Here is a 24147-nt window from a genome sequence, read left to right on the forward strand (position 1 = left end):
AGCCCTGCTGAAAGCAACCAACAAGCTACGTGCACCTGTTGTTGCCTGAACAGTAGCTCAGAACTCGATAATTGAGTATCTGAGGGGAATGAAGGGAATATTGGAATAGAAAACAGCCGAAATCCGGTGTTTGGATTTCTGCTATCTGAATAAAAGGCTACTTTTCAAAGGTCTCGGGCATTAAGTAAAAGTTTTGGTTATATTTGTTTGCCATAGTTGCTGGACCTAATAATGATTAAATTACACTTTCATAAAAAAAGAATTATTTAATTTTACGGAGTTTACATTCCTATTTTCGTAAAATAAAAGCATAGCTTTTATTAAAGCTATGCTTTTTGTTGGATAAGAGTTTGTCTGTGTTTTTAAGGTTTTTGCAAAGCAATAATGATGGCTGCTTCGTGTAGTTTCCATTTAATTGGAATAACGAAAGAGCGGTCTCGCCTCGGTAACATAATTTCGTCGGGTGCTCCTCGAATAACGATGGGTACTGAAATTTGTAAGGTCTCGCCGAATATCCTACGGGCATTGCCTGCAATGGTATTGGCTACTTCGCCGATAATGTCCATAACATTTTCTTCCGAAGTGTCATATTCATCCATCAGCACCAGTAAGCGTTGAGCCAGTTCTTCAGGGGAAGTGAAATAGACAATGCCGTTGGCGTAACCGGAAATAGCGATAACACCTGAATATTGCTGCGCGGCTGGTATGGTATTTTCAACCAGATAAGGGGTTCCGATTGAAATTTCTTCGTTTGCTACGTGTTGGAAGTATTGTTGAACACCTTCCAAGAATACTTGTAATTGAGATTCTTTCATCTTACATCTTTCGGCTTACAAATCTTCGGTCATTTCTTTTAATGCATCGAAAAGTTCTTCATCTGAAAAAGGTTTATAAAGGAAGCCTCTGGCTCCATACTCCAACGCTTTAATGCCGGTAGCTTTATCGGCAAGTGCAGAAATTACTAGGATATTTGCGTTATCATTTAATTCAATGATGCGTTGTATGCAGGTTAGACCGTCCGTTTTCGGCATGGTCAGATCCATAGTGACCAAATCCGGACGCAGTATTTCATAAAGCTCAACAGCATCATCGCCATTAGTGGCGGTGGCGACTACCTCGAATTCGGTGCTTTCTGAATTTCGGGTAATACGGTTGCGGATGACATTGGAATCATCAACAATCATAATTGTTGGCATACCGGCCCTTTCGTTTTATCTGAGTAAATATCATTTAGAGTTTCTTTGGAATGGTTAACACAATTCTGGTATAGGCGCCCACTTTAGTTGCAAGAGAAATCTTGCCTCCGAGTTGCCGTACTTTTTCTTTGATAATGTCCATGCCAACGCCGCGTCCGGCATCTTCATTGCTGTTTTCCATGGTTGAGAAGCCGTGAATGAAAATTTGCTGAACCAGTTCGGTTACATTTAATTTTGCTGCTTCATCATGGGTGTATGTACCATTTTGAATTAATTTGCTGCGGATTTTTTCATGGTCAATTCCCGCGCCGTCATCTTGAACGGTTAACTTAATAGCGTCTCCCGTTTCTTCCATATCCAAACGCAGGTGGCCGGATGCTAGTTTGTGTGCATGTAGGCGATTTTCAGGTGTTTCGATACCGTGAACGACAGCATTTCTGAGCATTTGTACGGCCAATTCGTTTAGATGGCTTTTTAGGTGTACATTCAAAGGAATGTTGTCCATTCCTATGCAGCTGAAATCAACTACCTTATTGTTGCGTTCAGCAAGTTCTTTTACGAATTTGGATAATTGTTCTTTTACCGGCTCCGCATTGAATACGGCTTGAGCTGCCGAATTGTTGCCAATCCGGTTGCTTAAATCTTCAATAATATCGGTTAAGCTAAATAACTCTTCCAAAGATACGGTAAGTGGAAGAAAATCTTCGCCTACTAATGCGGTTTTGCGTTGCAGTTCTTTTAAAGAATTTTCCAATACTTCGGCAAGCGACACGAAACCATGAAGGCCGAGAGAGCTGGCATCTCCCTTTAAGCTATGTACTTCACGGAAAATGGTGCGGATTTTTTCTTCAAAATCTGTTTGGCGCTGGCCTGGTTTTTTAAGTGTTTCGTTAATGTTTTTATTGCGTTTTTTAGTGTGTTGAATAAAATCGGAAAGAAGTTGGGGCTCTGCTTTCAAAATGGTATTGAGCATTTCCATACGCAAATCATTTTGTTCGCGTTCCGCCTCAATTTTATTTTCAAGCAATACGGCGTCTGTTACATCGTTAACATTAACAAGCACCCTGACAATTTCATTTGCGTGGTATACGCGGTTGAATTTGAAATCGAGATAACGGGTTTCTTTTTCACCCGATTCTTTTGCCACCTTCATCGGGCAGCGGATTAAGGGGTTCAATCCGGCAATCAGGCGTTCTTTGGTGCGGGGATTGTAGAGCTGTTGTACAAAGCTGCCGGCTGTATCCAAATCTCTCGGATTTGATGCCATATCTGATAAAATTTCCAACAGATTTTTACCGCTGAGATCTGTTTTGCCTAGCAAGCGTTCCAGTTCTTTTGAATATTGTGAACCGATTTCCATCTCTCTATCCAGCAAAAACAAGCCGCTGCCGACTGTTTGTAGGATTTCTTTAGTTTCATTTCGTGCAGCAGCAGCAGCTTGGTCGGATTTACCCAAGCGACGCATAAAGAAGCCGACAAACAATAGGAAATAGATTAGAGAAGCAGAGATACCTGCAATTTGAATGTTTTGCAGTAACTCGGCTTTTTTATTCATATCATTGTTTAGAGAGACAATGATATTATCAATGTATCCGTATAACTCTTCATGATGATCACGCGCAAACTCGGAAACTTCGTGTGCGAACTCAGGATTATCTTGTTGGTTGGTTATATCATACTTTAGTACTGTTTCAATCAGTGGAGAATATTCTTTCCAAATGGCCTTGATTTTTTGTAAATCTTTGCGCGTATTTGCAGCTTCTAACGGCTTGAGCGCCTGGTGATCTGCAACAAAGTCATAGTTGCCGCCTTTGTCAAGTATGTCGATGGTTTTTTGAAAAGCAAGAGAGGATTCTTTTAGATTTTCTTGCTCTTTAATGCTGTTTTCATCATTTGTTTTGAGGTTTGCATGATGATCAGAGTGGGACTTTTCATGCCGATGCTTTTTTGCGTCGTGTTTTTCCAGTGCTAAGATTTGCAGTACTTGAGTAGATGAAAGGATATTGTAAGCGCTATCGCTAAGTGTGCCGGCGGCATCGATTTGAGCTTGATTGATTTGGATTTGTTCTGAAATACGGCTGCTGGTAAACATCACACCTGATACAAGTGCCAGCAATACAGCAACAGATATGGTTACTTTGCGGTAACGTTTAACCGGTGATTGGTTGAGCTTTTCAAGACCGGACACATTTCGTGCGTGCAACATATTCTTTTATCCCCTAATAAAAAGCTAAAATAGAAAAAATGAAGGCTGACCGGAGTAGCCGGCTTATGCCAACAGAAGGCCTCATCAAAGATTACACACTTAAAAAATTTGATTGCGAGACTGTTTACATGCTTTATATGGCTTAAGCATCTTTAATCTGAACTGAGAAAGCAAAGCGGTTTGATTAATATGTTTTCCCCGCGCACTCTGCATCTGTTTGGGATTGAAATATATCAAAATAATTTTGATTATTACAATGCTTGGGTTGAAATTATTCTGGCGTGAATAAAATGAAAAGATGTCATTTGTAAGAAAATCAAAGATATAAAAGAATTGGCTGTTTACGACATTGTTGTATAAAAACATACCGTTTGTTGAAAATAAGTGCCGATTGTTTTGAAATGCCTGTCTGAAAATCACCTGAGCGGTTTCAGACAGGCATGGGTTAAGCTGATTATTCTGCTGTGCGCTCTATTTCTACACCCGTTTCTCTTACTCCTTGCAAAATGCCGGGTTTAACCACGCGAACACGCACCCATAGTGCGCCGAAATCTTGCAAAACCAGTTCGGCCACATGTTCGGCCAATGCTTCAAGCAACATGAAATTCTGGCTGTTTAAACTTTGGCGGATAGCTTGGCAGACGTCTGCATAATGTATGGTATCGGCAATATTATCGGAGATTGCGGATTGTTTCGGGACACCTATATCCAAATCGAAAAGCAAAGTTTGTTTTTGTTCGCGTTCCCAAGCATATACACCGATCAGGGTGTCGGCTTTCATGCCGTGCAAGAAGATTTTATCCATTTTGTTTTTCAACCGTTTCAGTTAGAATGATGTGGTCTTATTCTAAAGCAAACCATCATTATGTTGGCAAATTTACTGGCCGTAATCGCGGCTTATCTGATCGGATCGCTTTCTTTTGCGGTGATTGTGTCGAAAATTTACGGTATGGACGATCCGCGTACTTATGGTTCGGGTAACCCGGGGGCGACCAATGTATTGCGCAGCGGCAAAAAAAAGGCAGCAGCCTTAACACTTTTGGGTGATGCGCTCAAAGGGTTGGTTGCAGTGTGGTTGGCTTTGGCACTGCAAGATAGTTTGGGCTTAAGCGATGCTACCATTGCCGGAGTAGCCGTGGCGGCATTGGTAGGACATATGTGGCCGGTGTTTTTCGGATTTAAGGGCGGAAAAGGTGTAGCGACGGCATTGGGTGTTTTGCTGGCGCTCTCTTGGCCGACCGCATTGGTGTGTGCGGCTGTATGGCTGGTAATGGCTTTTGGTTTTAAAGTGTCTTCTCTGGCCGCATTAACTGCAACGCTTGTCAGCCCGATTGTTGCATATTTTCTGATGCCTTATGGTTCATGGAAGTGGGCGGCGCTGATTATTGCTTTGTTGGTTTTGTTCAGACACAAAAGCAATATCGAAAAGCTGATGAAGGGTGAAGAGAGCAAAATCGGTGACAAAGCGGAATAACATTGATTGATCTGTGGAGTGACAAACAATGCCTGTCTGAAAAACTTTTTCAGACAGGCATTGTTTATTTCCAAATGTCTGCCTTGCGGTTTAAATAACGGGTATCGTCGAATGTTGCCAGCATTGAGGGGGCAAGTGCTACGAAAATAGCTGCCAGAATGCCGCTTAGAAATGCTTCGCCCCAGGCAATCAGAAAAAAGACTTTAAACGAAGCGTCCCAAAGCGAAACGCCCGGAAAAGCAAGCGAATGCTCCAAAGCCGTTACAATCAGCGCGCCAGTGCACAGCATGCCGATAGCTGCGGCAATAAACCCGTTTATAAAAATATAGATAAAGAGATTAGGTGGTAGATAGCGCTGCACCAAAGTCAGAAGCAGGCGGCATATCAAAACAGGCGGCAGTAAAAGCAAGAGGGCGTTGATAGCAAATACGGCAGAGCTTGATATACCTCCTGTGATAATCAAATAGGGCAAAAAAAGCAGGGTTGCGAGCCAAAATGCAGTAGGGGCGCCCAACATCAGTGTTACCAGGCTCATGCCGAGCAAATGATAGTTCATGCCGCCCAGCTGTCCGCTGTCTATGCCGGCACGAAGAATCCAAAGTAAAGCGAGCCATATGAGTGCCGCAGCCGCTACGCGGGGCCGGTATTGCAATACTGCCCATGCTTTTTTTGCGGTTGCAGCCAGCACTAAAAAAAGTACACAACCGGCAGCATAAAGCCATGTAAGTTCAAACCATTCGGCAGAAAAATTCATAACCTAACCTTATTTTCGATATGGGCTCAATTATACTAAAATATGCCTGTCTGAAAGAATATTGCCGCGCACAGCACCGCTGCGCAAAACCTAAAAACACGCTAAAATAACCGCTTTGCAGAAAATCGAGCGAAGGCTGCTTTTGTATGTTATGGATTGTTTTACTCATTATTCTCATCGCGGCGATAGGCGGCCTGTTATGGTTCCGACAGCGTCAGGAACGCGAGTGGCAGATGGAAATGACTTATCTGCGCCGCCACGAAAACGAGCGCCCCGATTTGCCGGATAATGTCAAAGAAGCCAAAGAAATCAGAGGCGCAGGCCCCAATCTGCAAAATAGCCGTGATACCCGTAAAGCAGCAGAAGAAAGTCAGGCTGTATACGAACGCACAGTCGAAAAATTAAGGGAAATTGCGCCTAAACGGGTGCGTAAGTTGGATGCGTTGATGGGCAAGCTTAATCCGGAAGAGCAAGGCAATTTGGATGAGCTGCCTATTTTTGCAGATACGCAAAATCGTGAAACTGGTTTTGCCGAAGTTCCCGATATGGAAAGCAGCAGTACGCAGGCTGCCGACCGTTTGCGGCAGATGCTCGGCCGCAATCCCGTGCACACTTCCAGCAACACGCTTTCAATTGCTTCTTATTTGGCCGAACATGAAGAAGAGCAGACAGCAGCTTTCGACGAATTTATATCCGGTCGTGCAATGCCGCGTGCCGTGCCGAATATTATAGATTTCGACATGGATCCGCAAATGTTGCGCAAGCCGCATAAACCGGCGTCGGATTTGCCTGTGATTACATTAGAAGAGGCCACTCGCAGCCCGTGGACAGATGAGCCGGAGCGTTTGCAAGTTTCCCAAGCTGCTAATGATGAGCGTTCGAAATCATCAGAACCAAGAAAAACCATTACGCTGGATGACCCCGCAGTTATACGCACCCGAGCCAGAACTTTGGCGGAAGTCAATAAACTATACATTGAAAATTATCGTCCGGAAGCGCATGAGGTTCGTCATTTGCCGTCTAAGCATACGGTAATCGATGCAACAGATATCCAAACCAATCTGCAATGGCAGCGTATTTCCCACTATAACCGCCGCCATGTTCAAACACTTGGGGAGAGCCAGAATCACCCCAATCCCGATGTTATTCCTTTGGAAGAAATCTTTTTCAATAGCGTACGCAACGGTCTGCCTGCGGGGCGCCGCTTCCGCAGAGTCAGCAGTGCCGCGCATGAGAGCGTGATACCGGAAACCACGCGCATTGAGCAAGCGCAGCTGACACAAGTCCAACGCCCCCGTCCTATGGTAGCTGCCGGTTTAAATAAACCGGCTTCCGTGCCGCTTTATCAAGCCCGTAATATTGAGAAGCCTGTGCCGCCGGTAATCAACACACCGCCTGCGCCGAATGCCACGGTTGTGGAGCCTCCGCCTGTGCCTGAAACGCCTAAGCCGGTTGTGGATATTCCTGAGCCACCGGTATTTAACCGCGATACCCAGCCTTTGCAGATAGCTGCTCCTGCACCTGTGGTGAATGCACACATTACTGATTCTCCCGATTCGCTGATTCGTGAGCGTTTAATCAGTGAGTCGGCACCGGAAATAGCGCAGCCGGTTTATGACTATGACGCAGAAGTTGGTCAGACAGCAGAAAATAATACAATCAGTGCGGAACACCATACAGGCCTGTCTGAAAATGCAATGACTGAGCCGGTTTACAACAGCGTACCGCAGCTGCAATCACAACATCATGAAACAGTTTTTCAGACAGGCATGGTTCTGCCGGATGTGTCTTTGTTGCTGCCACCGCAGTTTGATGCGGCAGCAACGCAGAGCGAAGAAGCATTGCTGGAAAACAGCATAACCATCGAAGAAAAGCTGGCTGAGTTTAAAGTGAAAGTCAAAGTGCTGGATGCTTATGCCGGCCCTGTGATTACGCGCTATGAAATCGAGCCGGACGTAGGTGTGCGCGGTAATGCCGTATTGAACCTGGAAAAAGATCTTGCCCGCTCGCTCGGAGTGGCTTCTATACGGGTAGTGGAAACCATTCCGGGTAAAACCTGTATGGGTTTGGAATTGCCTAATCCGCGCCGCCAAGTTATTCGTTTGAGTGAAATTTTCAATTCCTCCGCATTCCGTGATAGTGCCTCCAAATTGACGCTGGCCTTGGGGCAAGATATTACCGGGCAGCCGGTGGTAACCGATCTGGCTAAAGCGCCGCACCTGCTGGTGGCGGGTACAACGGGTTCGGGCAAATCGGTGGGTGTGAATGCCATGATTCTTTCCATGTTATTCAAAGCGTCGCCCGAAGATGTGCGCATGATTATGATAGACCCGAAAATGCTGGAATTAAGCATTTATGAAGGCATACCGCATTTGTTGGCGCCGGTGGTAACCGATATGAAACTGGCTGCTAACGCGTTGAACTGGTGTGTGAACGAAATGGAAAAACGTTACCGCCTGATGAGCCATCTCGGTGTGCGAAATCTGGCCGGATTTAACCAAAAAATTGCCGAAGCGGCGGCGCACGGCGAAAAAATTACCAATCCGTTCACACTTACGCCGGATGATCCGGAACCGTTGGAAAAACTGCCGTTTATTGTGGTGGTGGTCGATGAGTTTGCCGACTTGATGATGACGGCAGGCAAGAAAATTGAAGAACTGATTGCCCGCCTCGCACAAAAAGCACGCGCAGCCGGCATTCATTTGATTTTGGCAACTCAACGCCCGAGCGTGGATGTGATTACGGGTTTGATTAAAGCCAATATTCCTACGCGCATCGCATTCCAAGTATCAAGCAAAGTGGACAGCCGCACCATTCTCGACCAAATGGGTGCAGAAAACCTGCTTGGGCAAGGCGATATGTTATTCCTACCGCCGGGAACCGGCTATCCGAAGCGTGTTCACGGCGCTTTTGTGCAGGATAGTGAGGTGCATGCCGTCGCCGAATATCTGAAGCAATTCGGCGAGCCGGATTATATTGATGATATTTTGAGCGCAGGAGTGGCCGGTGACGACATGTTCAGCAACGCACAGGGCGGTAATAATGACCGTGATGAACTTTATGATGAAGCAGTCGCAACCATTCTTAAAACTCAGAAGCCGAGCATCTCTAATCTCCAACGCCATTTGCGCATAGGTTATAACCGCGCGGCTACGTTGTTTGACATGATGGAAGCCAACGGTGTGATTTCACCGGCTGAACCAAACGGCAAGCGAACCATTCTGGTGCAGAGTTCGGCGCATTTGGATTGATTTGGGTCGAGGTTTTTTTAAGACCTGTACGGTAAGGATTTTGCTTTTGGCAGTCAGAAAATTTTGACAAACCCAGTAACTGAAAAACTTATATTCAGTTAAAGCAAGGCAATGTTGTGATGAATTATTGAGTTTTTTGGCTATATTAGGTTAGAAAAATAAGTTTAGTAATCGATTAAAGCCGCCTGAAAAAGGCGGTTTGCTTTTGATTCACCGCATAATTTTTATATTTAAAGAGACATAAATGCAAGGGAAACGCGTTTTAACCGATAAACAAATGGCTTTCTTACTAGCCACGATGACGGCACTGATGCCGCTTTCTGTTGATGGCTATCTGCCTGCGCTGGTTCAAATTTCGGAAGAGCTGAATGCAGATATTCATATGATTGAAAAAAGTCTCAGCACATTCTTGCTGGGGGTGGCTTTCGGGCAGCTTGTAGGCGGCTCTGTTTCAGATATTAAAGGGCGCAGAGTTGTGGCATTGAGCGGTTTGGCTGTTTATATTTCTGCGAGTTTGGGGTTGGCTTTGCTGCAAACGGCCGAGCAGCTATTGTTTTTACGGGCTGTGCAGGCTTTGGGTGCGGGCATGGCGGCGGTTATGGCGGGAGCAGTGGTGCGCGACCATTATGAAGGGCGGCAAGCCGGACAGATGTTTGCGTTAATCGGCATCATTATGATGGGCGCGCCGCTGGTTGCGCCTATGTTGGGTTCGGTTTTGCAGATTTTGGGCGGCTGGCGGCTGATTTTTGCCTTTTTGATGATTTATGCACTGTTGGTTTGGGCGCTGATTTATCATTTTCTGCCGCCTTCGGCGCACAGCGGAAAATTTGATGGCTCATTTGTTTTGGATGTGTGGGCGCGTTATCGGAAAGTTTTACGTACCAAGCCTGCTTTGGGTTTTCTGTTTTTTCAGGCGTTTAGTTTTTCCTCGATGTTTGCATTTATCACCGAATCGCCGTTTGTGTATATGAAGTTATACGGCGTAAGCCCGCACGCGTATGCTTGGCTGTTCGGCTGCAACATTATCACGATGGCGGCGTTTAACCGTTTAACGGCTTATCAGTTGAAAACGGGTAAAAATGCGGAAGATATTTTGAAGTGGGGTGTTTTGGTTCAGATACTCGCCAATATCGGTTTGGCATTGTCTGTATCTGCTTTCGGCTTGCCGCCTATGGTTTTATTGGTTGGCTTTGCGATGATTTCGGTTGGAACGCAAGGCTTGATTACGGCCAATACGCAAACGTGTTTTATGAGTTATTTTAAGGCTGAGGGGGGAACGGCTAATGCTCTGCTGATGGCTTCCAGCTCTTTGATCGGGGCGTTTATGGGCTGGCTGACCACGGTGCTGCATGACGGCTCCGCACATGTGATGGTAGGCATGATGCTGGCTTCGAGTATGTGCGGTATCAGCCTGCTTTGGTTTTATTCGCGAGAAGTTTGGTTGGCGGAGCGTGTTCATTGATAAAATGCCTGTCTGAACGCTTTCAGACAGGCATTAATCATGTAAAATGCTTGACGATAAAATCCTATAAAAGAAAGTTTTTATGTCTTCCGATAAAAAATTGTTGCCGCACCGGCAGGCAATTGATGAAATAGACGCAGAAATATTAAACTTATTAAACCGGCGGGCGTCTCATGCACGCGCAATCGGTGAATTGAAAGGCACCGGCGTGGTTTATCGCCCCGAGCGGGAAGCGCAGGTTTTATTGCGTATTAAGGAGTTGAACCAGGGGCCTCTCTCCGGTGAATCTGTTGCGCGTCTCTTCCGCGAAATCATGAGCGAATGCTTGGCTGTGGAGCGACCGTTAACGATTGCTTATCTTGGCCCTGAGGGCACGTTTACCCAACAGGCCGCTATCAAGCATTTTGGTCATGCAGCCCATACGCGGGCTTGCGCTACGGTGGACGAGTGTATGCGCTTGGTGGAGGCCAAGCAGGCGGATTATGCTGTGGTGCCGGTGGAAAATTCAACCGAAGGTTCGGTCGGCCGAACTTTGGATTTGCTGGTGGCCAGCCCGTTGAAAGCTTGCGGCGAAGTGATTTTGCGTATTCATCATAATCTTTTGCGTAAGCGGGAGGGCATGGAGGGCTTGAAAAAAGTGTATGCCCATGCACAAGCTTTGGCGCAATGTCAGGCTTGGCTGAGCAAACATTTGCCCGATTCGGTAGAGCGTATTCCGGTATCCAGCAATGGTGAAGCGGCAAGATTGGCATCTTTGGATGATTCGGCTGCGGCGATTGCGGGGCAAACCGCTGCTGAAATCTACTGCTTGCTTAAACTCAGTTCGAATATTGAAGACGAACCTAATAATACAACCCGCTTTTTGGTGTTGGGTTACCAAGAAACGGTACCGAGCGGGCAGGATAAAACTTCGCTGGTGTTTTCTACGCCGAACAAGGCCGGTGCGGTCAGCTCTTTGCTGGAGCCATTCACGGCAGGCGGCATTTCCATGACTAAATTTGAAAGCCGGCCGAGCAAAACGGGGTTGTGGGAATATGTGTTTTTTATCGACATCGAAGGGCATGTTGATGAAGAACGTGTGCAGGCGGTGTTGCAAAAATTCCGTGAGCGCAATGTGTTTGTAAAAGTGGTGGGCGCTTACCCGCTGGCCGTTATTTAGATTGCCGGAAAGTTGCGCTATGCAAGATGCTGCTATTTTAGGTTTGGGTTATTTAGGTAGACCGTTGGCACAGAAGCTTTATCTGAGCGGCTGTCAGGTAGCAGCGGTGAAAAGAAGTCTATCTTCTGACGATGTCAACTTACCCGTCAGCTTGAAATGCGCCGATTTCAACGATATTGTGCAGCACCGCTCTATATTCGATCAAACTTGGGCGGATAAACCTGTTTGGATGTGTTTATTACCGCCTACCCCTTTTGCTGCTTATGATGCCTGTCTGAAAAACTGGTGTAATTTGGCAAACGAGTATGGTATCAAGCATTTGGTATTTTCCAGCAGCATCAGCGTTTATGGCAGCAGAGAGCGTGAATGTAATGAAGAAAGCCTGCTTGAGCCTGAAACAGAGAGTGCGTGCAAAATTGTGGAGGCAGAAACCGTATTTCTACAAAGCGGAATTGAGCATGTGGATATTCTGCGTTTGGGTGGGCTTTATTCTGCAAGTCGCCATCCCTTAAACCGCATTTTGCAACAGGGTAAGGCCATACCGAATGGTAACCAGCGGGTAAATATGGTGCATCAAGACGCAGCAGTATCTGCTTTGTTTAACGCGGTAATGAATCCGAACGGCATACGCATCCGCAATATTGTGGCGCAAGATCATCCCACCAAACGAGAATTTTATACCGCGCAAGCCCAGAGCTTGGGTTTACCGGTTCCTGAATTTGAAACGGGTAATGGCGGCGGCAAGATAGTGCGTACGCTGTTTGACGATATTTAATGATTAAGCTTTGCAAAACAGAAGTTTTGTCACGATAGAATAACCGGTGTGTTTGATATGCTAGAAATGCTGTCGGATATGCCTGTCTGAAAGATATTGAAAATATATGTTTGTTTTACCGATTATTAATCATCTGATTCAACAAAATCCTGAAACACAGGCTCAATTGGCGGGCTATAACGGCATCGTACTTGATTTGAACCTAGCCGGTTTGCGCGTGCACGGCCAATTTGACCCGAACGGTTTTCTGGTGCAGTCGGATAAACCTGCCGACACCGTGTTAACTTTTCATGAAAGCGCGATGCAAAAGATCTTGCGTAGGGAAATGCCGGGAGTGGGCGATTTCAGCATAGAGGGCGATCAGGAGCTGGGCTTCAACCTGCTGCCGCTTCTGGGCAGTCTGCGTTATTATGCCAGCGACGATTTGGGCCGGATATTTGGCGATGCGGCTGCCGGCAGCATCATGATGCGAACCCAGAAATTGGGTGCGACATTAAAACAAATCGGTCAAAGCTTGATGGGGCAGGCATCGGATTATGCAAAAGAGCAGAGTGCGCCCGTTATTACGCGGGAAGAATTTGACGAATGGGCGGATGAAGTGGATCGTTTGCGTGACGATGTGGCGCGTTTGCATGCCCGTTTGGATAAACTGGAGCGCGATTGGTAAAGGAAGTTTATAACTGAATTTTTTGTGCTTTAACTTGATCACTTGTGCATCGTAATGAACACAATGCCTGTCTGAAATCTTTTTCAGACAGGCATTGTGTTCATTAAAACTCAGCGTGCAGAATTGAAAACGCGTTTGGCAAAAATTACCATACCAATTACAAACGCGGCCAAGCCCAGCCATGAGGCAACCGTATCCCAGTTTTCCAGATTCAGTGCCAATGGCGCATCAGAACCGCCGCCGGTTACTGAAACGGCAATGATAAAGGCCAGAATCACGCCGATTAAACTTTCACCGACAATTAAACCGGCGGCGAACAGTGTGCCGATGCGGTCGGCATTTTTTAGCCGCAGGTCGGTGTTATCCGCATAACGTTTGCGAATGCGGTATTTAATCCACGCCGCTAAAAATGCACCGAACACAATGGGCACGTTAACCGAAGGTGGCAAATAAATACCCATACCTACCGCTAAAACCGGCAGGCTTAGTTTGGCGGAAGAGCTTTTCTTCAGAACCAAATCTACAATAATCAAGGTTACGCCGATGCCCACGCCGAAGAAAATATAATCCCATTGCAGGTTATGCGCGAAGATACCTTGGGCGATAGTGGTCATCAAAGTAGCCTGAGGTGCGGCCAAAGCTTGCGATACGTCCATATTCGGGCGCGGCATGGCGCCGGTAAACCCGTAAGCCTGATACAAGAGTTCCAATACAGGAGAAATCACGATAGAGCCGACGATACAGCCGATAATCAGCGCAATTTGCTGCAAGCGTGGTGTAGCTTTAACCAAATAGCCGGTTTTCAAGTCTTGTAGATTGTCGTTGGAAATCGAGGCGATGGAAATAACCGCAGAGCCGCAAAACAGCGTTAATGCCAGCAGGAATTGGCGGTTGCCTTCATCCGCAAATAAACCGGCAGATTCTCCTACAAGTAATAAAACCAATGAAATCGTAAGAATCGAAATGATGCCGATGCCTGAAATCGGGCTGGAAGAAGAGCCGACCAAACCCGCCATATAACCGCAGGCCGCTGCAACCAAAAAGCCAATCACAAAAGCCAGCAGCGTACATACCACTACCAGAGCCCACGCAATGCCGGCAGGCATTTGAGCAGCAGCAATAAAATGGTAAAAGCAGAAACCCAATGTAACCATCATGCCTAAAGCCCATAAAATCATGGCTTGAGGAGACAAATCTTGTTCTACACGTTCGGTAGATACTTCAGCACCTCCGCGGATCGCTTTAAATGAAAGCCTCATGCCTTCCATCATAGGCTTTAGCAAGGTGATCAAAGTCCAAATCGCTGCAATGCCGATGGTGCCTGCGCCGATAAAGCGCACTTTTTCTTTCCAAAGCTGCATACCATAAGCTGCCATGTCCATGTCGGTCGGTTGGGGGATGGTGGCGGAAAAATAGGGAACAGCGCCACCCCATGCAATTAGAATGCCTACCAAAATGGCAATGCCGCCGGTTAAACCGACTAAATACCCTGCGCCAAGCAGAGCCAGAGAAAAGCCCATGGGCAATTGAAAGATTGCAGCGCCTGCTTTAAACCAGTAGCTTGCACTATCTGCAACCACGCGCAAACCGCCGGTTAAAAAGCTCAGTACACCGGCTAAAATGCCGCCGGCCGCAATATCTTTAATACCGCTGCCACTGGTTTGTTTTTCTTCCTCTTCGTTATGCTCGCCGCTGCCGACTTTTAAAATTTCAGCCGCTGCAACGCCTTCAGGGTAGGGCAGATCGCTTTTCACGACCATCGCATAACGTAAAGGGATAGTGAAAATTACGCCCAAAATACCGCCGGCCATACACAGCAAAGTGGTTTGCCAAAATGGAAAACCGCTCCAATACCCGGCCATCAGCAAACCCGGTAATACGAAAATAATAGTCGATAAAGTGCCGGCAGCCGAAGCTTGAGTTTGCACCATATTATTTTCAAGAATATTGCTGCCTTTGGCAAATTTAAGAATGGCCATAGAAATCACGGCGGCAGGAATCGAAGAAGCAAAAGTAAGCCCTACTTTCAAGCCTAAATATACGTTGGACGCAGTAAAAATCACTGTAATCAGCGCGCCCAAAACCATGCCGCGCAAAGTAAGTTCGCGGTAGCCCGCATAAGGGTCTTGGTGTGTTGTTGACATATTTTTTACCATGTGGAATTGCAAAATAAGCTTTGTGTTAAGTTGGTATAATGTTTTGTTAATAAATAAATGTCAAGAAATGCGTGCATAATATTTAGATTTTTTGAGCGTCTCTTTGTTTATTTGAAGCAAAAAATGCCTGTCTGAAATTTCAGACAGGCATTTTAAAAACAATATGTTAATTAAACCAAAACTGCTTTCACTGCGGTAACGACATTGTCTACGGTAAAGCCGAATTCTTTAAACAGCAGTTCTGCCGGGGCCGATTCGCCGAAACGGTCGAGGCCGACTACGGCACCGTTCAGGCCGACGTATTTGTACCAGCCGTCGGTAACGCCTGCTTCAACGGCGATACGCGGCAGGTTTTGCGGCAGTACGCTGTTGCGGTAGGCGGCATCTTGCCGGTCGAATATGTTGGTGGACGGTATAGAAACGACGTTTACGGCAATGCCTTGCTCGGCCAATGCTTTTTGTGCGTTCAGAGCCAACTCGACTTCGGAGCCGGTGGCAATCACCACGGCTTGGGCTTGGCCGTTTTCGGCTTCGCTGATGACATAGCCGCCGCGTTTAATGTTATCCAGCTGGGCTTGGCTGCGCGGGATAAACGGCAGGTTTTGGCGGCTGAAAATCAGGCAGCTTGGATGGTCGGCGGCTTTGGCCGCTTCCGCCCATGCCACCAGCGATTCGGCGGTATCGCACGGCCGCCATACGGTCATGTTGGGAATCAGACGCAGGGTGGCGGTTTGCTCGACGGGTTGGTGGGTGGGGCCGTCTTCGCCGAGGCCGATGGAATCGTGGGTGAATACGAAGATTGGGTTGATTTTCATCAGCGAGGCCATGCGCAGGGCGTTGCGGGCGTATTCGCTGAACATCAGGAAGGTTGCGCCGAAGGGTTTCACGCCGCCGTGCAGGGTCATGCCGTTCATGATGGCGGCCATGCCGAATTCGCGTACGCCGTAGTGGATATAGTTGCCGCCGTTTTCGCTGGTTACGGCTTTGCTTGCCGACCAATCGGTGAGGTTCGACGGGGTGAGGTCGGCGGAACCGCCTACAAATTCAGGCAAGACTTTTGCGAGGATTTCAATGCTGTTTTGGCTGGCCTTGCGGGTGGCGATTTTTTCGGCTTTGTCGCACACTTCTTTCAAGGCCGTCTGAACATAGGCATCGAAGTTTTCCGGCAGAGTGCCGTTCATGCGGCGCACGAATTCGGCGGCTTCGGCGGGAAATTTTTCTTGATAACGGGCGAATTTTTCATTCCATTCGGCTTCGAGTTTTGCGCCTTTTTCTTTGGCGCTCCACGCGGCGTAAACGTCTTGCGGGATTTCAAACGGGCCGTGGTTCCAGCCCAAATGTTTGCGGGTGGCTTCGATTTCTTCGGCTCCCAACGGTGCACCGTGGGTTTTGTGGCTGCCTTCTTTGGTGGCCGCGCCTTTGCCGATAAGGGTTTTGCAGCAGATGATAGAAGGTTTGCCGGTTTCGGCTTTGGCTGCTTCGATGGCTGTCTGAATGGCGGCGGTGTCGTGGCCGTTTACGTTCGGCACCACATGCCAGCCATAGCTTTCAAAGCGTTGAGGAATGTTTTCGGTAAACCAGCCGTCTACTTTACCGTCGATGGAAATATTGTTGTCGTCGTAGAGTACAATCAGCTTGCCCAAGCCCAAAGTGCCGGCCAGAGAGCAGGCTTCGTGCGACACGCCTTCCATCAGGCAGCCGTCGCCCATGAATACGTAGGTGTGGTGGTCGACGATATCGAGGCCGTCTTTATTGAATTCGGAGGCGAGGATTTTTTCCGCCAGCGCCATACCGACTGCGTTGGCAATGCCTTGCCCTAATGGGCCGGTGGTGGTTTCTACACCGTCGGTGTAGCCATATTCTGGGTGGCCGGGAGTTTTGCTGTGTAATTGGCGGAAGTTTTTTAAATCTTCAATAGATACGTTATAGCCGGTAAGGTGCAACAGGCTGTAAAGAATCATGGAAGCGTGGCCGTTGGAAAGCACGAAACGGTCACGGTTGTAGAATTTTGGGTTGGCGGGGTTATGGTTTAAAAATTTCGTCCACAACACTTCGGCCATTTCAGCCATGCCCATCGGCGCACCGGGGTGGCCGGAATTGGCTTTTTGCACTGCGTCTACTGATAAAAAGCGGATGGCGTTTGCTAAGGGAGAAGCCATGTTTTAATCCTTATGTTGTGGTTGCGACAAGCTTGGGATTATCCGGCTTTTTATATGGTCTTTCAAGCAGAGAAGGCATTAAAAATGGCTTTAAAAATTGCCTGAAATAATCAAAAAATAATGGCAGGATGGGTTGAAAATACAATATCCTACGAATAAGTTTCTGAGAAGAGCTTTTATTTGTAACTGTAGATATAGTTAAAAATGAATAAGGACAACCGATTTTCCTAAAAAAAGCACCGCTTTTCTCATAAATCAATGAAAAAATAGTTTTGTTGTTATGCTGTGAAAAAAAAGAAATATTAGTAAAAAAATTGTAAACAAAGGGGTTTCATTTAGCTGCCAAAAATTCAGATTTGGATTGCTTTTAAGGGGGCAATTAAATCATTTTCGGTAATTATAATTATAGAAGCATTACTGGTTTTGATTTTCAGTTTTTAAAATAATCATAAAGAATTATTATAAATTTAAGATTCAACAAAAGGACGGACACATGACGTTAATTGAAATCTGTATTCAGGACAATGAATTATGGGATAAAACGATCCGAAGCTTTCCTGTTTATGAACCATTTTATTTAAATGCCTACGTAAAGGCTTCTGCAGGGCATAGTAAAGACAGCCAGCCTATTTTATTATTTTACGAGAATGGTGATGTTAGAGCCGCTACTGTTATTTTGCGGCGCGATATTGCTTTGAGTCAGCCGTTTTGCGGAAAAATCCCAGAGAACACATATTTTGATTTGTCTTCTCCTTATGGTTATGGTGGTTTCCTTTACAATACGGATTCTTTTTCGGATGAAGTGCAAAAAGCTTACAACCAATATTGTTTGGAAAAAGGCTATGTTTGCGAATTTCTGCGCTTCAATTTATTTACTGACTATGCCCAGCATTACGACGGCTACGCTGTGAGCCCGATGGTTAATGTGGTGTGCGATTTATCGGGTAGCTGGGAAGATGTTTTTGGCCGCTACCAAGGTAAAACCCGCCAGAAAGTGCGCAAAATTCAAAAGAGTGGTTGGTCTGTTCGCGTAGGAAATACTAAGGAAGATATTGATACATTCCTGCCCGTTTATTACGACACAATGGATCGAAATGATGCGCGCTCTATATATTATTTCAATAAAGAGTTTTTCGAGACGCTGCATGAATTGGGCGATCCGATTTACTATTTTTTTGCAGAAAAAGAAGGCAAGGTGGGTGCGGTGAACTTGCTGATTGGCGGAAACGAAAATACATACTGTTTCCTCAGCAGCACTTCACGCGAGTTTTTGAAAGAGTCGCCCAATTATCTTTTGATGAGTGAAATGATTGCATGGTCTCACGCAAATGGGTTTAAAAGATTTGTTATCGGCGGCGGCTATGGTAGCAATGATGATTTATTGCGGTTTAAAAAAGGCTTTGCACCGGAAGGCTTGTACGATTTTTACATTGGCAATAAGATTTTTAATCAAGAAATCTATAACAAGCTTTTGGAAATCCGCCGAGAAGCAGGTGAATTGGATGAGAATTCTCATTTCTTCCCCTTATATCGCGCTTGATATATAAGCTGCATTTTTATAAATATGCCTGTCTGAACTTTTCAGATAGGCGTTGTTTTATTTGATTACTGATAAGATTGTAATATCTGTTTCAATTTGCTGCGGTTTCTAAATGACGGGTTTGGCAGGGAAGATTTTGTTTCCGCTTCTATTAGTAAATCTAAAAACTCAAAACTGTTTTTGCCATTGCTTTTTCTGCTTTTATTTGAGAATTGAATTCGGGCGTAGGGATTTGCCCCGTGTTTGAGTAAAAAGTCAGCCATATCGGCATCATTAAATAAAATGGCTGCTTGCAGAGGGGTAAGCTCTGCCAAGTCTTTTTCTTTCAATGAGCAGCCGCGCTGTATGGCTTGCTCAAGTTTTTCTAAAACCTGCTCTTGATTTAAGCCGAAGAGCGGATGGCTGTGTTCTGAAACCAAAATGTGGATCAGAGAGCCCCAAGTATGGGGGGATGTGTAAACATGGCATTGCCGTGAGTCTGTATAGCGAAAGTGGGGTATACCAGAGTCGGCAATCGTTTCGGGAATGCCGCTAAGCAGGTACAGTAGAGGTATATATTTGAGCATGGCAAATCATATGTTTTGTTGCTGATGGAGTTAACAACAATGCCTGTCTGAAATATTTTTCAGACAGGCATAGCTTTATATGCTTGGTAAGACGCGTTAGCGGAACATATTGCCTTTTCCTTTGCCCTTGCCTTTGCGTTGTTGAGCCTGCATTTTTTGGATTTCCTGTATTTGCTCGGCGCGGTTGAAGACAGACATGCTTTTGAAAAATTTATGTGCTTCTGCTTCGGGGCAGTTATTGTTTGCCATGCGGTAAATCAATACGGCTTGTTTTTGCGCGTCGCCTCCACTGTTGTACATGCGTTTTAAATCCGCAGGGTTTACGCGGCCGGATTGCGGGTCGATATTGAAGGCTTTGAGTGTGTCGGTGAACTTTTTACGCTGGCGGCGGATAACGATGTAGGCAATCAAAGCCACAACGGCAATCACGCCGAGCACGGAAAGCAGGGCAATCCACCAGGTTACGCCGAACAAAATCAGGATGCCTATCACTACGGCGGCGAAAATCGAAATCCTGATGGCGGGTTTGATAAACATTTTCGGATCCATGTTTTTCTTTCTTTATCTAATGTATTTGATATGAAATGGTTTGCTAATCATCATTATTTATGTGGTGCCTGTCTGAAAGTGAAAACAGTTCAAGCTGTTTTATACGGCCAAATCCGTAACTAACTGTTTGAACGCAGGCCATGCTTCGCCGTCTTCCGCACCTTTGATAATGCGGTCGATGCGAGCGCATTCCTGCAAAGCCACAATCAGGCGGTTGGCTGAAATGCGTTTTACGGCTTTGGGCGCGAGCACTTGTTTGTCACCCCAAAGGCGTAGGCTGTTACGCACATTGGCAATGGTTTGCCCTTGTTTTAAAGCTGCGGTTAGACGGATTAAGGTGCGGATGTCTTCGGCTAAAGCCCACAGTAGCAATACCGGTTCTTCGCCTTCTTCCTCCAATCCGTCCATTAAACGTACAACGCGTGCGGCATCGCCGCCCATCCAGGCTGAAGACAGTTGGAACATATCGAAACGCGCTACGTTGGCAACGGCGTTTTGCGCGTCTTCCAAATTAACCAAATGGCCCGCCGGATAGAGCAGTGCGAGCTTGTCGATTTCTTGCTTGGCAGCCAGAAGGTTGCCTTCCACTCGTTCAGCAAACAAAGCCAGGGCATCGGCTTCGATTTCCAAACCGTGTTGCTGTAGACGGCGGTTAATCCATTGCGGCAAAGCTTGTGCACCTACGGCTTTGGCTTCCAAAACCGTGCCGTGTTTGGAGAGGGCACCGAACCATTTGGCTTGGGTTTGCGCCCGCTCCAGCTTGGGCATAATCACGATAACCACAGTATCTTCGGGCAGGTTTTCAGACAGGCTTTGTAAAGCATCTCCGCCGTTTTTGCCCGGTTTGCCGTTTGGGATGTGGATTTCCATCAGTTTTAAATCGGCAAACAACCCCATGCTGTTGGCTGAGGCGAGCATTTCGTTCCAATCGAAATGGGTATCGGCAGTATAGACTTCGCGGTTTAAATAGCCTTTTTGTTTGGCTGCCGCGCGTAAGGTATCAAGGGCTTCCACGCGCAGCAAATCTTCTTCGCCGTGAATTACATAAAGCGGGCTGAGGTTGCCCGCTAAATGGTTGCCTAAATCTTCTATCGGCAACAGGCTCATTATCGGGCGGCTTTCAAAAATGCCAAGCGGCGCACGATCTGCTCGGCGGCATCGCGGCGCATTTCTTGCCAGATGGTTGCTTCTTCTTCCTGCTTGCCGAGTACTTCGCTGTCTGCATAATCCATGCTGCGGCGCACTTCTACTATTATAGGCGTACCTAAGTTTTCACCATTGCGGCTGGCCTGTGCGTGAACGCGCAGAATCAGCAAATATTCATTGATATTGGCGGCACGGGTAATGGTTAACACATCTTTGCGGGTTTCAATGTGGTTTACGGCAATGACTGCCTGCGCCTGTGGTGCGTCAACGGGCTTGCCGTCTGCACGGCGTAATGCGTTTTCCAACACTTGCTGCAAAGCGCCGCCGTCTACGCGCCATGCGGTGTAAGGCAGTTTGTCGTAAGGCTGCGTGCCTTTCAGATGAAAACCGCATGCCGATACGGCAAGTATGGCTGCGGCAAGAAGGATTTTTCGCATGAGATTTCCTTTTTGCAGGGCTGCTTATTATATAGCTAAACCGGTTCAATCACCAATATAAGGGAATGACAAAGCCGGTGGTTTTATGGTGCTGGTGGTGGTTTGTTTTTAATTAGTGGCTGAAGTAGATTGACAGTCATGCTAGGTTACTGGAATGAAGATAAGTCACTGTAAATAAAAAAGAGTAGTGAAAGAAAACTGATTGAATATATTTTGCTTGAAGTGACGGCCGATTCTGCGGCCGATATGTTGGGTATTGAAGCCAATTCTGCCATTCTCTTCTATCGCAAAATACGTCGGGTTATCAGTCATTATTTAACTCTGGAAAGCTGATGCCGTTTTTAACGGCACAATAGAATCGGATGAAGCCATATTTGGTGGTAAAGTGCAAAGGTAAAAGAGGCTGTGGCGGCGCAGGTAAAGTAGTGGCTTTCGGCATTCTGAAACGTGGCGGAAAGGTTTATTAAGGTTATCGTGGATAATGCCAAGAAAGAAAGCTTATTTACTGTATTACAAAAAAATTATGCCGGATAACATGGTTTATACAGACGGCCTAAGCCGGTTATGATGTGTTGGATGTCAGCGGTTTTCACCACCACAGAACCAATCACAGCAAGCGGTTCACCCAACGCTAAAATCATATTAAGGATTAGTATCGAGAGATACTTGGGTTAAGTCAGAATATGACGGCACCGTTGCTAAATAAACAGTTAAACATATAGCAGTTACATTAAATTTCATTATAAAAATGCCTGTCTGAATTTTTCAGACAGGCATTGTGATTATTTCGGTGGTTTTAATTTTCGGATTTGTTTTGCACCTTATCTGCTTTTTCGCTTTGCGAGCTTTGAAACAGCGGAACTTTATTATTTTCGTATTCCTTTTGCTTTTCTTTATCCTTGAACTTCACTTCAAAAAGCTCCGCGCGGCTGAAAGTTTTGCTGATTTTTTCTTCCATGCCCGGAGTATTCTGCACCCAATAAAGTGCAGCAATTGGGAGCCCTATAAGCAGTAAAACCGTTTTGCTGATTCGCATTGTTATACCCTCGTGTTTTATTAATATTGTCTAGTCATTTATATGTTGTTTACGGTATTTTAACAATCGCGGTTTGATGGAAACCAGGTTTCAGATAAACGCTATCATATTTTTATTCAACGGTTTTATTGCTGTTTTTTCTGAAGCGCATAATTTGACGGATGGCATTCAAACTGGTGCCTATACCGCCAACCAGCAGTAATAATAGTAATGGCCATAATAGAATTTGCGGTACGAACCATAATAATAATGCGGCGAGTAATAAAACAGTGCCTATCGCCAAATAAGCCCATGCTTCGCTTTGGTCTACAAGGCGGGTTTGCGATATGTTGGTGTCGAACACATGGCTCAATTGCATCACTTGGCGCATCACGCCTTTTACGTGTCCGCGGTGTAGGGCTTTATGGTGTCGGTAGATGGGGCGTCGGTCAGTGCGGGGTTCAACACGGGCTTTTTGTACTAATACTACTTCTGTAGCGTTTTCTAAGTCTTTCAGAAAAATTCGCTCAAGTTGGTAAACGGTGGCAGGGTCTTCTATGGAAATATCCAATTCGCGGTTGGCATACCAGCTGGAAAGGTTCAGATTGGTGCTGCCCACACGCGCCCACTGGCCGTCGATAATGGCGCTTTTGGCATGAATCATGGTGCCGTCCCACTCAAAAACGCGCACACCTGATTCAAGTAATTGGCGGTATTGGGTGCGCGATACGGTGCCTATCCATTTAATGTCGGAGGTGCGCGGAACGAGAATGCGCACGTCAACGCCGGCTTTGGCTGCGTTAATCAATGCCTGTACGTACATGCGGGTCGGCATAAAATAAGCGTCGGTAATCCAAAGGTTTTGGCTGGCCAGTCCGATGACGTTTAAATCCAGCCGCATGGTGTTGGTATTGGCAGGCGTGGTGGCTAGAACGCGAGCGCAGGATGAGCCGGAAGGATCGGCTTCGCCTCTTTCATAATTGCGCATCTTGGCAGGCATCGTGCCGTTTTGGGAGCGCAAAGTGTCTTCAAAGGCATTTAAGATGTCGTGCACAACCGGGCCGGTTACTTGCAGACCGGTGTCGCGCCAAACGGTAATCCCTTTTTCTGGCCTGCCTTCCCATGCGGAGGAAATGCACAATCCGCTCACAAATGCGATACGTTCGTCAACAATAATAGACTTTCGGTGGTTGCGCGACAATACACCTAAGCCGCCAAACCAGCCGGGCGGATTGTATGCTTTTACTTCGGCTCCGGCTTGGATTAGGGGCTTGAAAAATCCGCGCAGATGAGCGTTTATCGAGCCCACCCAGTCATATATTAAAGCGACGGCCACACCCTCGGCCAGTTTTTCCAGCAGAATATCACGTATGGTTTTGCCGAATTTATCGGGTGCAAAAATATACATTTCAATACAGATACTTTCTTTGGCCGAACGCAATGCAGCTTCCCAAGCGGGAAAGTTTTCGGTGCTGTCTAGCAGAATAGTAATGTCGTTGCTGCAAGAGGGTCGGGCACCGGAAGCACGCTGAATCATTTGTTCGATCAGCGTGTTTTGGTTGGCGATGTGGGCGGTAGGAGTCTGCGTATTCATAGTACTTAATTATAACGTGAACGGTGTGTAATAGACTCAAT

20 protein-coding genes and 1 pseudogene are annotated in these 24147 nt (G+C 46.4%); 8 read left to right on the forward strand and 13 right to left on the reverse strand.

Annotated elements, in window-relative coordinates; all coding sequences use genetic code 11:
* Positions 1–362: 362 nt before the first annotated feature.
* The 4 genes from HMPREF9370_RS06250 to folB all read right to left on the reverse strand — a co-directional run bounded on the left by HMPREF9370_RS06250 (position 363) and on the right by folB (position 4207).
* A complete protein-coding gene (locus HMPREF9370_RS06250; RefSeq protein WP_009116547.1) occupies positions 363–815 on the reverse strand; it encodes a chemotaxis protein CheX in 453 nt (150 codons plus the stop codon).
* Between the two features lie 15 nt (positions 816–830).
* A complete protein-coding gene (locus HMPREF9370_RS06255; protein WP_009116548.1) occupies positions 831–1196 on the reverse strand; it encodes a response regulator in 366 nt (121 codons plus the stop codon).
* A 34-nt stretch (positions 1197–1230) separates the two neighbouring features.
* Positions 1231–3384, reverse strand: coding sequence for an ATP-binding protein (locus HMPREF9370_RS06260; protein ID WP_169311362.1), 2154 nt, complete (start codon positions 3382–3384; stop codon positions 1231–1233).
* Between the two features lie 472 nt (positions 3385–3856).
* On the reverse strand, positions 3857–4207 hold the full coding sequence (folB, locus tag HMPREF9370_RS06270) for a dihydroneopterin aldolase (protein ID WP_009116551.1): 351 nt from the start codon (positions 4205–4207) through the stop codon (positions 3857–3859).
* A 60-nt stretch (positions 4208–4267) separates the two neighbouring features.
* On the opposite strand from folB, the gene plsY reads away from it, so the two are divergent.
* Complete coding sequence (gene plsY, locus HMPREF9370_RS06275; RefSeq protein ID WP_009116552.1) at positions 4268–4876, forward strand: glycerol-3-phosphate 1-O-acyltransferase PlsY; 609 nt, start codon at positions 4268–4270, stop codon at positions 4874–4876.
* Positions 4877–4940: 64 nt separating this feature from the next.
* Here plsY and HMPREF9370_RS06280 read toward each other — a convergent pair whose 3' ends face one another.
* Positions 4941–5630 carry an energy-coupling factor ABC transporter permease gene (locus HMPREF9370_RS06280; RefSeq protein WP_009116553.1) on the reverse strand — a complete coding sequence of 230 codons (690 nt, stop codon included), beginning with the start codon at positions 5628–5630 and terminating at the stop codon, positions 4941–4943.
* Between the two features lie 146 nt (positions 5631–5776).
* Here HMPREF9370_RS06280 and HMPREF9370_RS06285 point away from each other — a divergent pair, with 146 nt between their 5' ends.
* From HMPREF9370_RS06285 to HMPREF9370_RS06305, 5 genes are all read left to right on the forward strand, one after another.
* Positions 5777–8881, forward strand: a complete 3105-nt coding sequence (locus tag HMPREF9370_RS06285) for a DNA translocase FtsK (RefSeq protein WP_009116554.1) — start codon at positions 5777–5779, stop codon at positions 8879–8881.
* 244 nt (positions 8882–9125) lie between these two features.
* Complete coding sequence (locus tag HMPREF9370_RS06290) at positions 9126–10343, forward strand: multidrug effflux MFS transporter (RefSeq protein WP_009116555.1); 1218 nt, start codon at positions 9126–9128, stop codon at positions 10341–10343.
* An 82-nt stretch (positions 10344–10425) separates the two neighbouring features.
* Complete coding sequence (gene pheA / locus HMPREF9370_RS06295) at positions 10426–11502, forward strand: prephenate dehydratase (protein WP_009116556.1); 1077 nt, start codon at positions 10426–10428, stop codon at positions 11500–11502.
* A gap of 19 nt (positions 11503–11521) precedes the next feature.
* Positions 11522–12277, forward strand: a complete 756-nt coding sequence (locus tag HMPREF9370_RS06300; RefSeq protein WP_009116557.1) for a Rossmann-fold NAD(P)-binding domain-containing protein — start codon at positions 11522–11524, stop codon at positions 12275–12277.
* 106 nt (positions 12278–12383) lie between these two features.
* Complete coding sequence (locus HMPREF9370_RS06305; RefSeq protein WP_009116558.1) at positions 12384–12944, forward strand: ubiquinone biosynthesis accessory factor UbiJ; 561 nt, start codon at positions 12384–12386, stop codon at positions 12942–12944.
* A gap of 110 nt (positions 12945–13054) precedes the next feature.
* Here the strand turns inward: HMPREF9370_RS06305 and HMPREF9370_RS06310 are convergent, their stop codons facing one another.
* Both HMPREF9370_RS06310 and tkt read right to left on the reverse strand, forming a co-directional pair.
* Complete coding sequence (locus HMPREF9370_RS06310) at positions 13055–15088, reverse strand: OPT family oligopeptide transporter (protein WP_370992363.1); 2034 nt, start codon at positions 15086–15088, stop codon at positions 13055–13057.
* Positions 15089–15270: 182 nt separating this feature from the next.
* Positions 15271–17259, reverse strand: coding sequence for a transketolase (gene tkt, locus HMPREF9370_RS06315; protein WP_009116560.1), 1989 nt, complete (start codon positions 17257–17259; stop codon positions 15271–15273).
* A 493-nt stretch (positions 17260–17752) separates the two neighbouring features.
* Here tkt and HMPREF9370_RS06320 point away from each other — a divergent pair, with 493 nt between their 5' ends.
* Complete coding sequence (locus HMPREF9370_RS06320; protein WP_009116561.1) at positions 17753–18799, forward strand: GNAT family N-acetyltransferase; 1047 nt, start codon at positions 17753–17755, stop codon at positions 18797–18799.
* A 65-nt stretch (positions 18800–18864) separates the two neighbouring features.
* Here the strand turns inward: HMPREF9370_RS06320 and HMPREF9370_RS12325 are convergent, their stop codons facing one another.
* From HMPREF9370_RS12325 to HMPREF9370_RS06340, 4 genes are all read right to left on the reverse strand, one after another.
* Positions 18865–19365 (reverse strand): ankyrin repeat domain-containing protein, encoded by a 501-nt coding sequence (locus tag HMPREF9370_RS12325; RefSeq protein WP_009116562.1) that lies wholly within the window; start codon positions 19363–19365, stop codon positions 18865–18867.
* A gap of 96 nt (positions 19366–19461) precedes the next feature.
* On the reverse strand, positions 19462–19914 hold the full coding sequence (locus HMPREF9370_RS06330; protein ID WP_009116563.1) for a hypothetical protein: 453 nt from the start codon (positions 19912–19914) through the stop codon (positions 19462–19464).
* A gap of 99 nt (positions 19915–20013) precedes the next feature.
* Complete coding sequence (gene holA / locus HMPREF9370_RS06335) at positions 20014–21021, reverse strand: DNA polymerase III subunit delta (protein WP_009116564.1); 1008 nt, start codon at positions 21019–21021, stop codon at positions 20014–20016.
* Entirely contained in the window at positions 21021–21497 is a 477-nt protein-coding gene (locus HMPREF9370_RS06340) for an LPS-assembly lipoprotein LptE (RefSeq protein WP_009116565.1), read from the reverse strand. The genes holA and HMPREF9370_RS06340 overlap by 1 nt, the downstream gene beginning before the upstream one ends.
* A gap of 174 nt (positions 21498–21671) precedes the next feature.
* On the opposite strand from HMPREF9370_RS06340, the pseudogene HMPREF9370_RS12485 reads away from it, so the two are divergent.
* A pseudogene (locus HMPREF9370_RS12485) lies at positions 21672–22129 on the forward strand (IS1595 family transposase); the annotation flags it as partial.
* A 164-nt stretch (positions 22130–22293) separates the two neighbouring features.
* On the opposite strand, the gene HMPREF9370_RS06350 reads toward HMPREF9370_RS12485, so the two are convergent.
* Positions 22294–22455 carry a hypothetical protein gene (locus HMPREF9370_RS06350; RefSeq protein WP_156792979.1) on the reverse strand — a complete coding sequence of 54 codons (162 nt, stop codon included), beginning with the start codon at positions 22453–22455 and terminating at the stop codon, positions 22294–22296.
* A 190-nt stretch (positions 22456–22645) separates the two neighbouring features.
* Positions 22646–24106, reverse strand: coding sequence for a phospholipase D-like domain-containing protein (locus tag HMPREF9370_RS06355; protein ID WP_009116569.1), 1461 nt, complete (start codon positions 24104–24106; stop codon positions 22646–22648).
* Positions 24107–24147: the final 41 nt, after the last annotated feature.

Source organism: Neisseria wadsworthii 9715, assembly GCF_000227765.1.
Lineage (GTDB): Bacteria > Pseudomonadota > Gammaproteobacteria > Burkholderiales > Neisseriaceae > Neisseria > Neisseria wadsworthii.

What these genes read in the sequence shown, in the direction of transcription:
- HMPREF9370_RS06250 (WP_009116547.1), bottom strand. Translation starts at nt 815, where the DNA reads ATGAAAGAATCTCAATTACAAGTATTCTTGGAAGGTGTTCAACAATAC.
- HMPREF9370_RS06255 (WP_009116548.1), bottom strand. Translation starts at nt 1,196, where the DNA reads ATGCCAACAATTATGATTGTTGATGATTCCAATGTCATCCGCAACCGT.
- folB (WP_009116551.1), bottom strand. Translation starts at nt 4,207, where the DNA reads ATGGATAAAATCTTCTTGCACGGCATGAAAGCCGACACCCTGATCGGT.
- plsY (WP_009116552.1), top strand. Translation starts at nt 4,268, where the DNA reads ATGTTGGCAAATTTACTGGCCGTAATCGCGGCTTATCTGATCGGATCG.
- HMPREF9370_RS06280 (WP_009116553.1), bottom strand. Translation starts at nt 5,630, where the DNA reads ATGAATTTTTCTGCCGAATGGTTTGAACTTACATGGCTTTATGCTGCC.
- HMPREF9370_RS06285 (WP_009116554.1), top strand. Translation starts at nt 5,777, where the DNA reads ATGTTATGGATTGTTTTACTCATTATTCTCATCGCGGCGATAGGCGGC.
- HMPREF9370_RS06290 (WP_009116555.1), top strand. Translation starts at nt 9,126, where the DNA reads ATGCAAGGGAAACGCGTTTTAACCGATAAACAAATGGCTTTCTTACTA.
- pheA (WP_009116556.1), top strand. Translation starts at nt 10,426, where the DNA reads ATGTCTTCCGATAAAAAATTGTTGCCGCACCGGCAGGCAATTGATGAA.
- HMPREF9370_RS06300 (WP_009116557.1), top strand. Translation starts at nt 11,522, where the DNA reads ATGCAAGATGCTGCTATTTTAGGTTTGGGTTATTTAGGTAGACCGTTG.
- HMPREF9370_RS06305 (WP_009116558.1), top strand. Translation starts at nt 12,384, where the DNA reads ATGTTTGTTTTACCGATTATTAATCATCTGATTCAACAAAATCCTGAA.
- HMPREF9370_RS06310 (WP_370992363.1), bottom strand. Translation starts at nt 15,088, where the DNA reads ATGTCAACAACACACCAAGACCCTTATGCGGGCTACCGCGAACTTACT.
- tkt (WP_009116560.1), bottom strand. Translation starts at nt 17,259, where the DNA reads ATGGCTTCTCCCTTAGCAAACGCCATCCGCTTTTTATCAGTAGACGCA.
- HMPREF9370_RS06320 (WP_009116561.1), top strand. Translation starts at nt 17,753, where the DNA reads ATGACGTTAATTGAAATCTGTATTCAGGACAATGAATTATGGGATAAA.
- HMPREF9370_RS12325 (WP_009116562.1), bottom strand. Translation starts at nt 19,365, where the DNA reads ATGCTCAAATATATACCTCTACTGTACCTGCTTAGCGGCATTCCCGAA.
- HMPREF9370_RS06330 (WP_009116563.1), bottom strand. Translation starts at nt 19,914, where the DNA reads ATGGATCCGAAAATGTTTATCAAACCCGCCATCAGGATTTCGATTTTC.
- holA (WP_009116564.1), bottom strand. Translation starts at nt 21,021, where the DNA reads ATGAGCCTGTTGCCGATAGAAGATTTAGGCAACCATTTAGCGGGCAAC.
- HMPREF9370_RS06340 (WP_009116565.1), bottom strand. Translation starts at nt 21,497, where the DNA reads ATGCGAAAAATCCTTCTTGCCGCAGCCATACTTGCCGTATCGGCATGC.
- HMPREF9370_RS06350 (WP_156792979.1), bottom strand. Translation starts at nt 22,455, where the DNA reads ATGGAAGAAAAAATCAGCAAAACTTTCAGCCGCGCGGAGCTTTTTGAA.
- HMPREF9370_RS06355 (WP_009116569.1), bottom strand. Translation starts at nt 24,106, where the DNA reads ATGAATACGCAGACTCCTACCGCCCACATCGCCAACCAAAACACGCTG.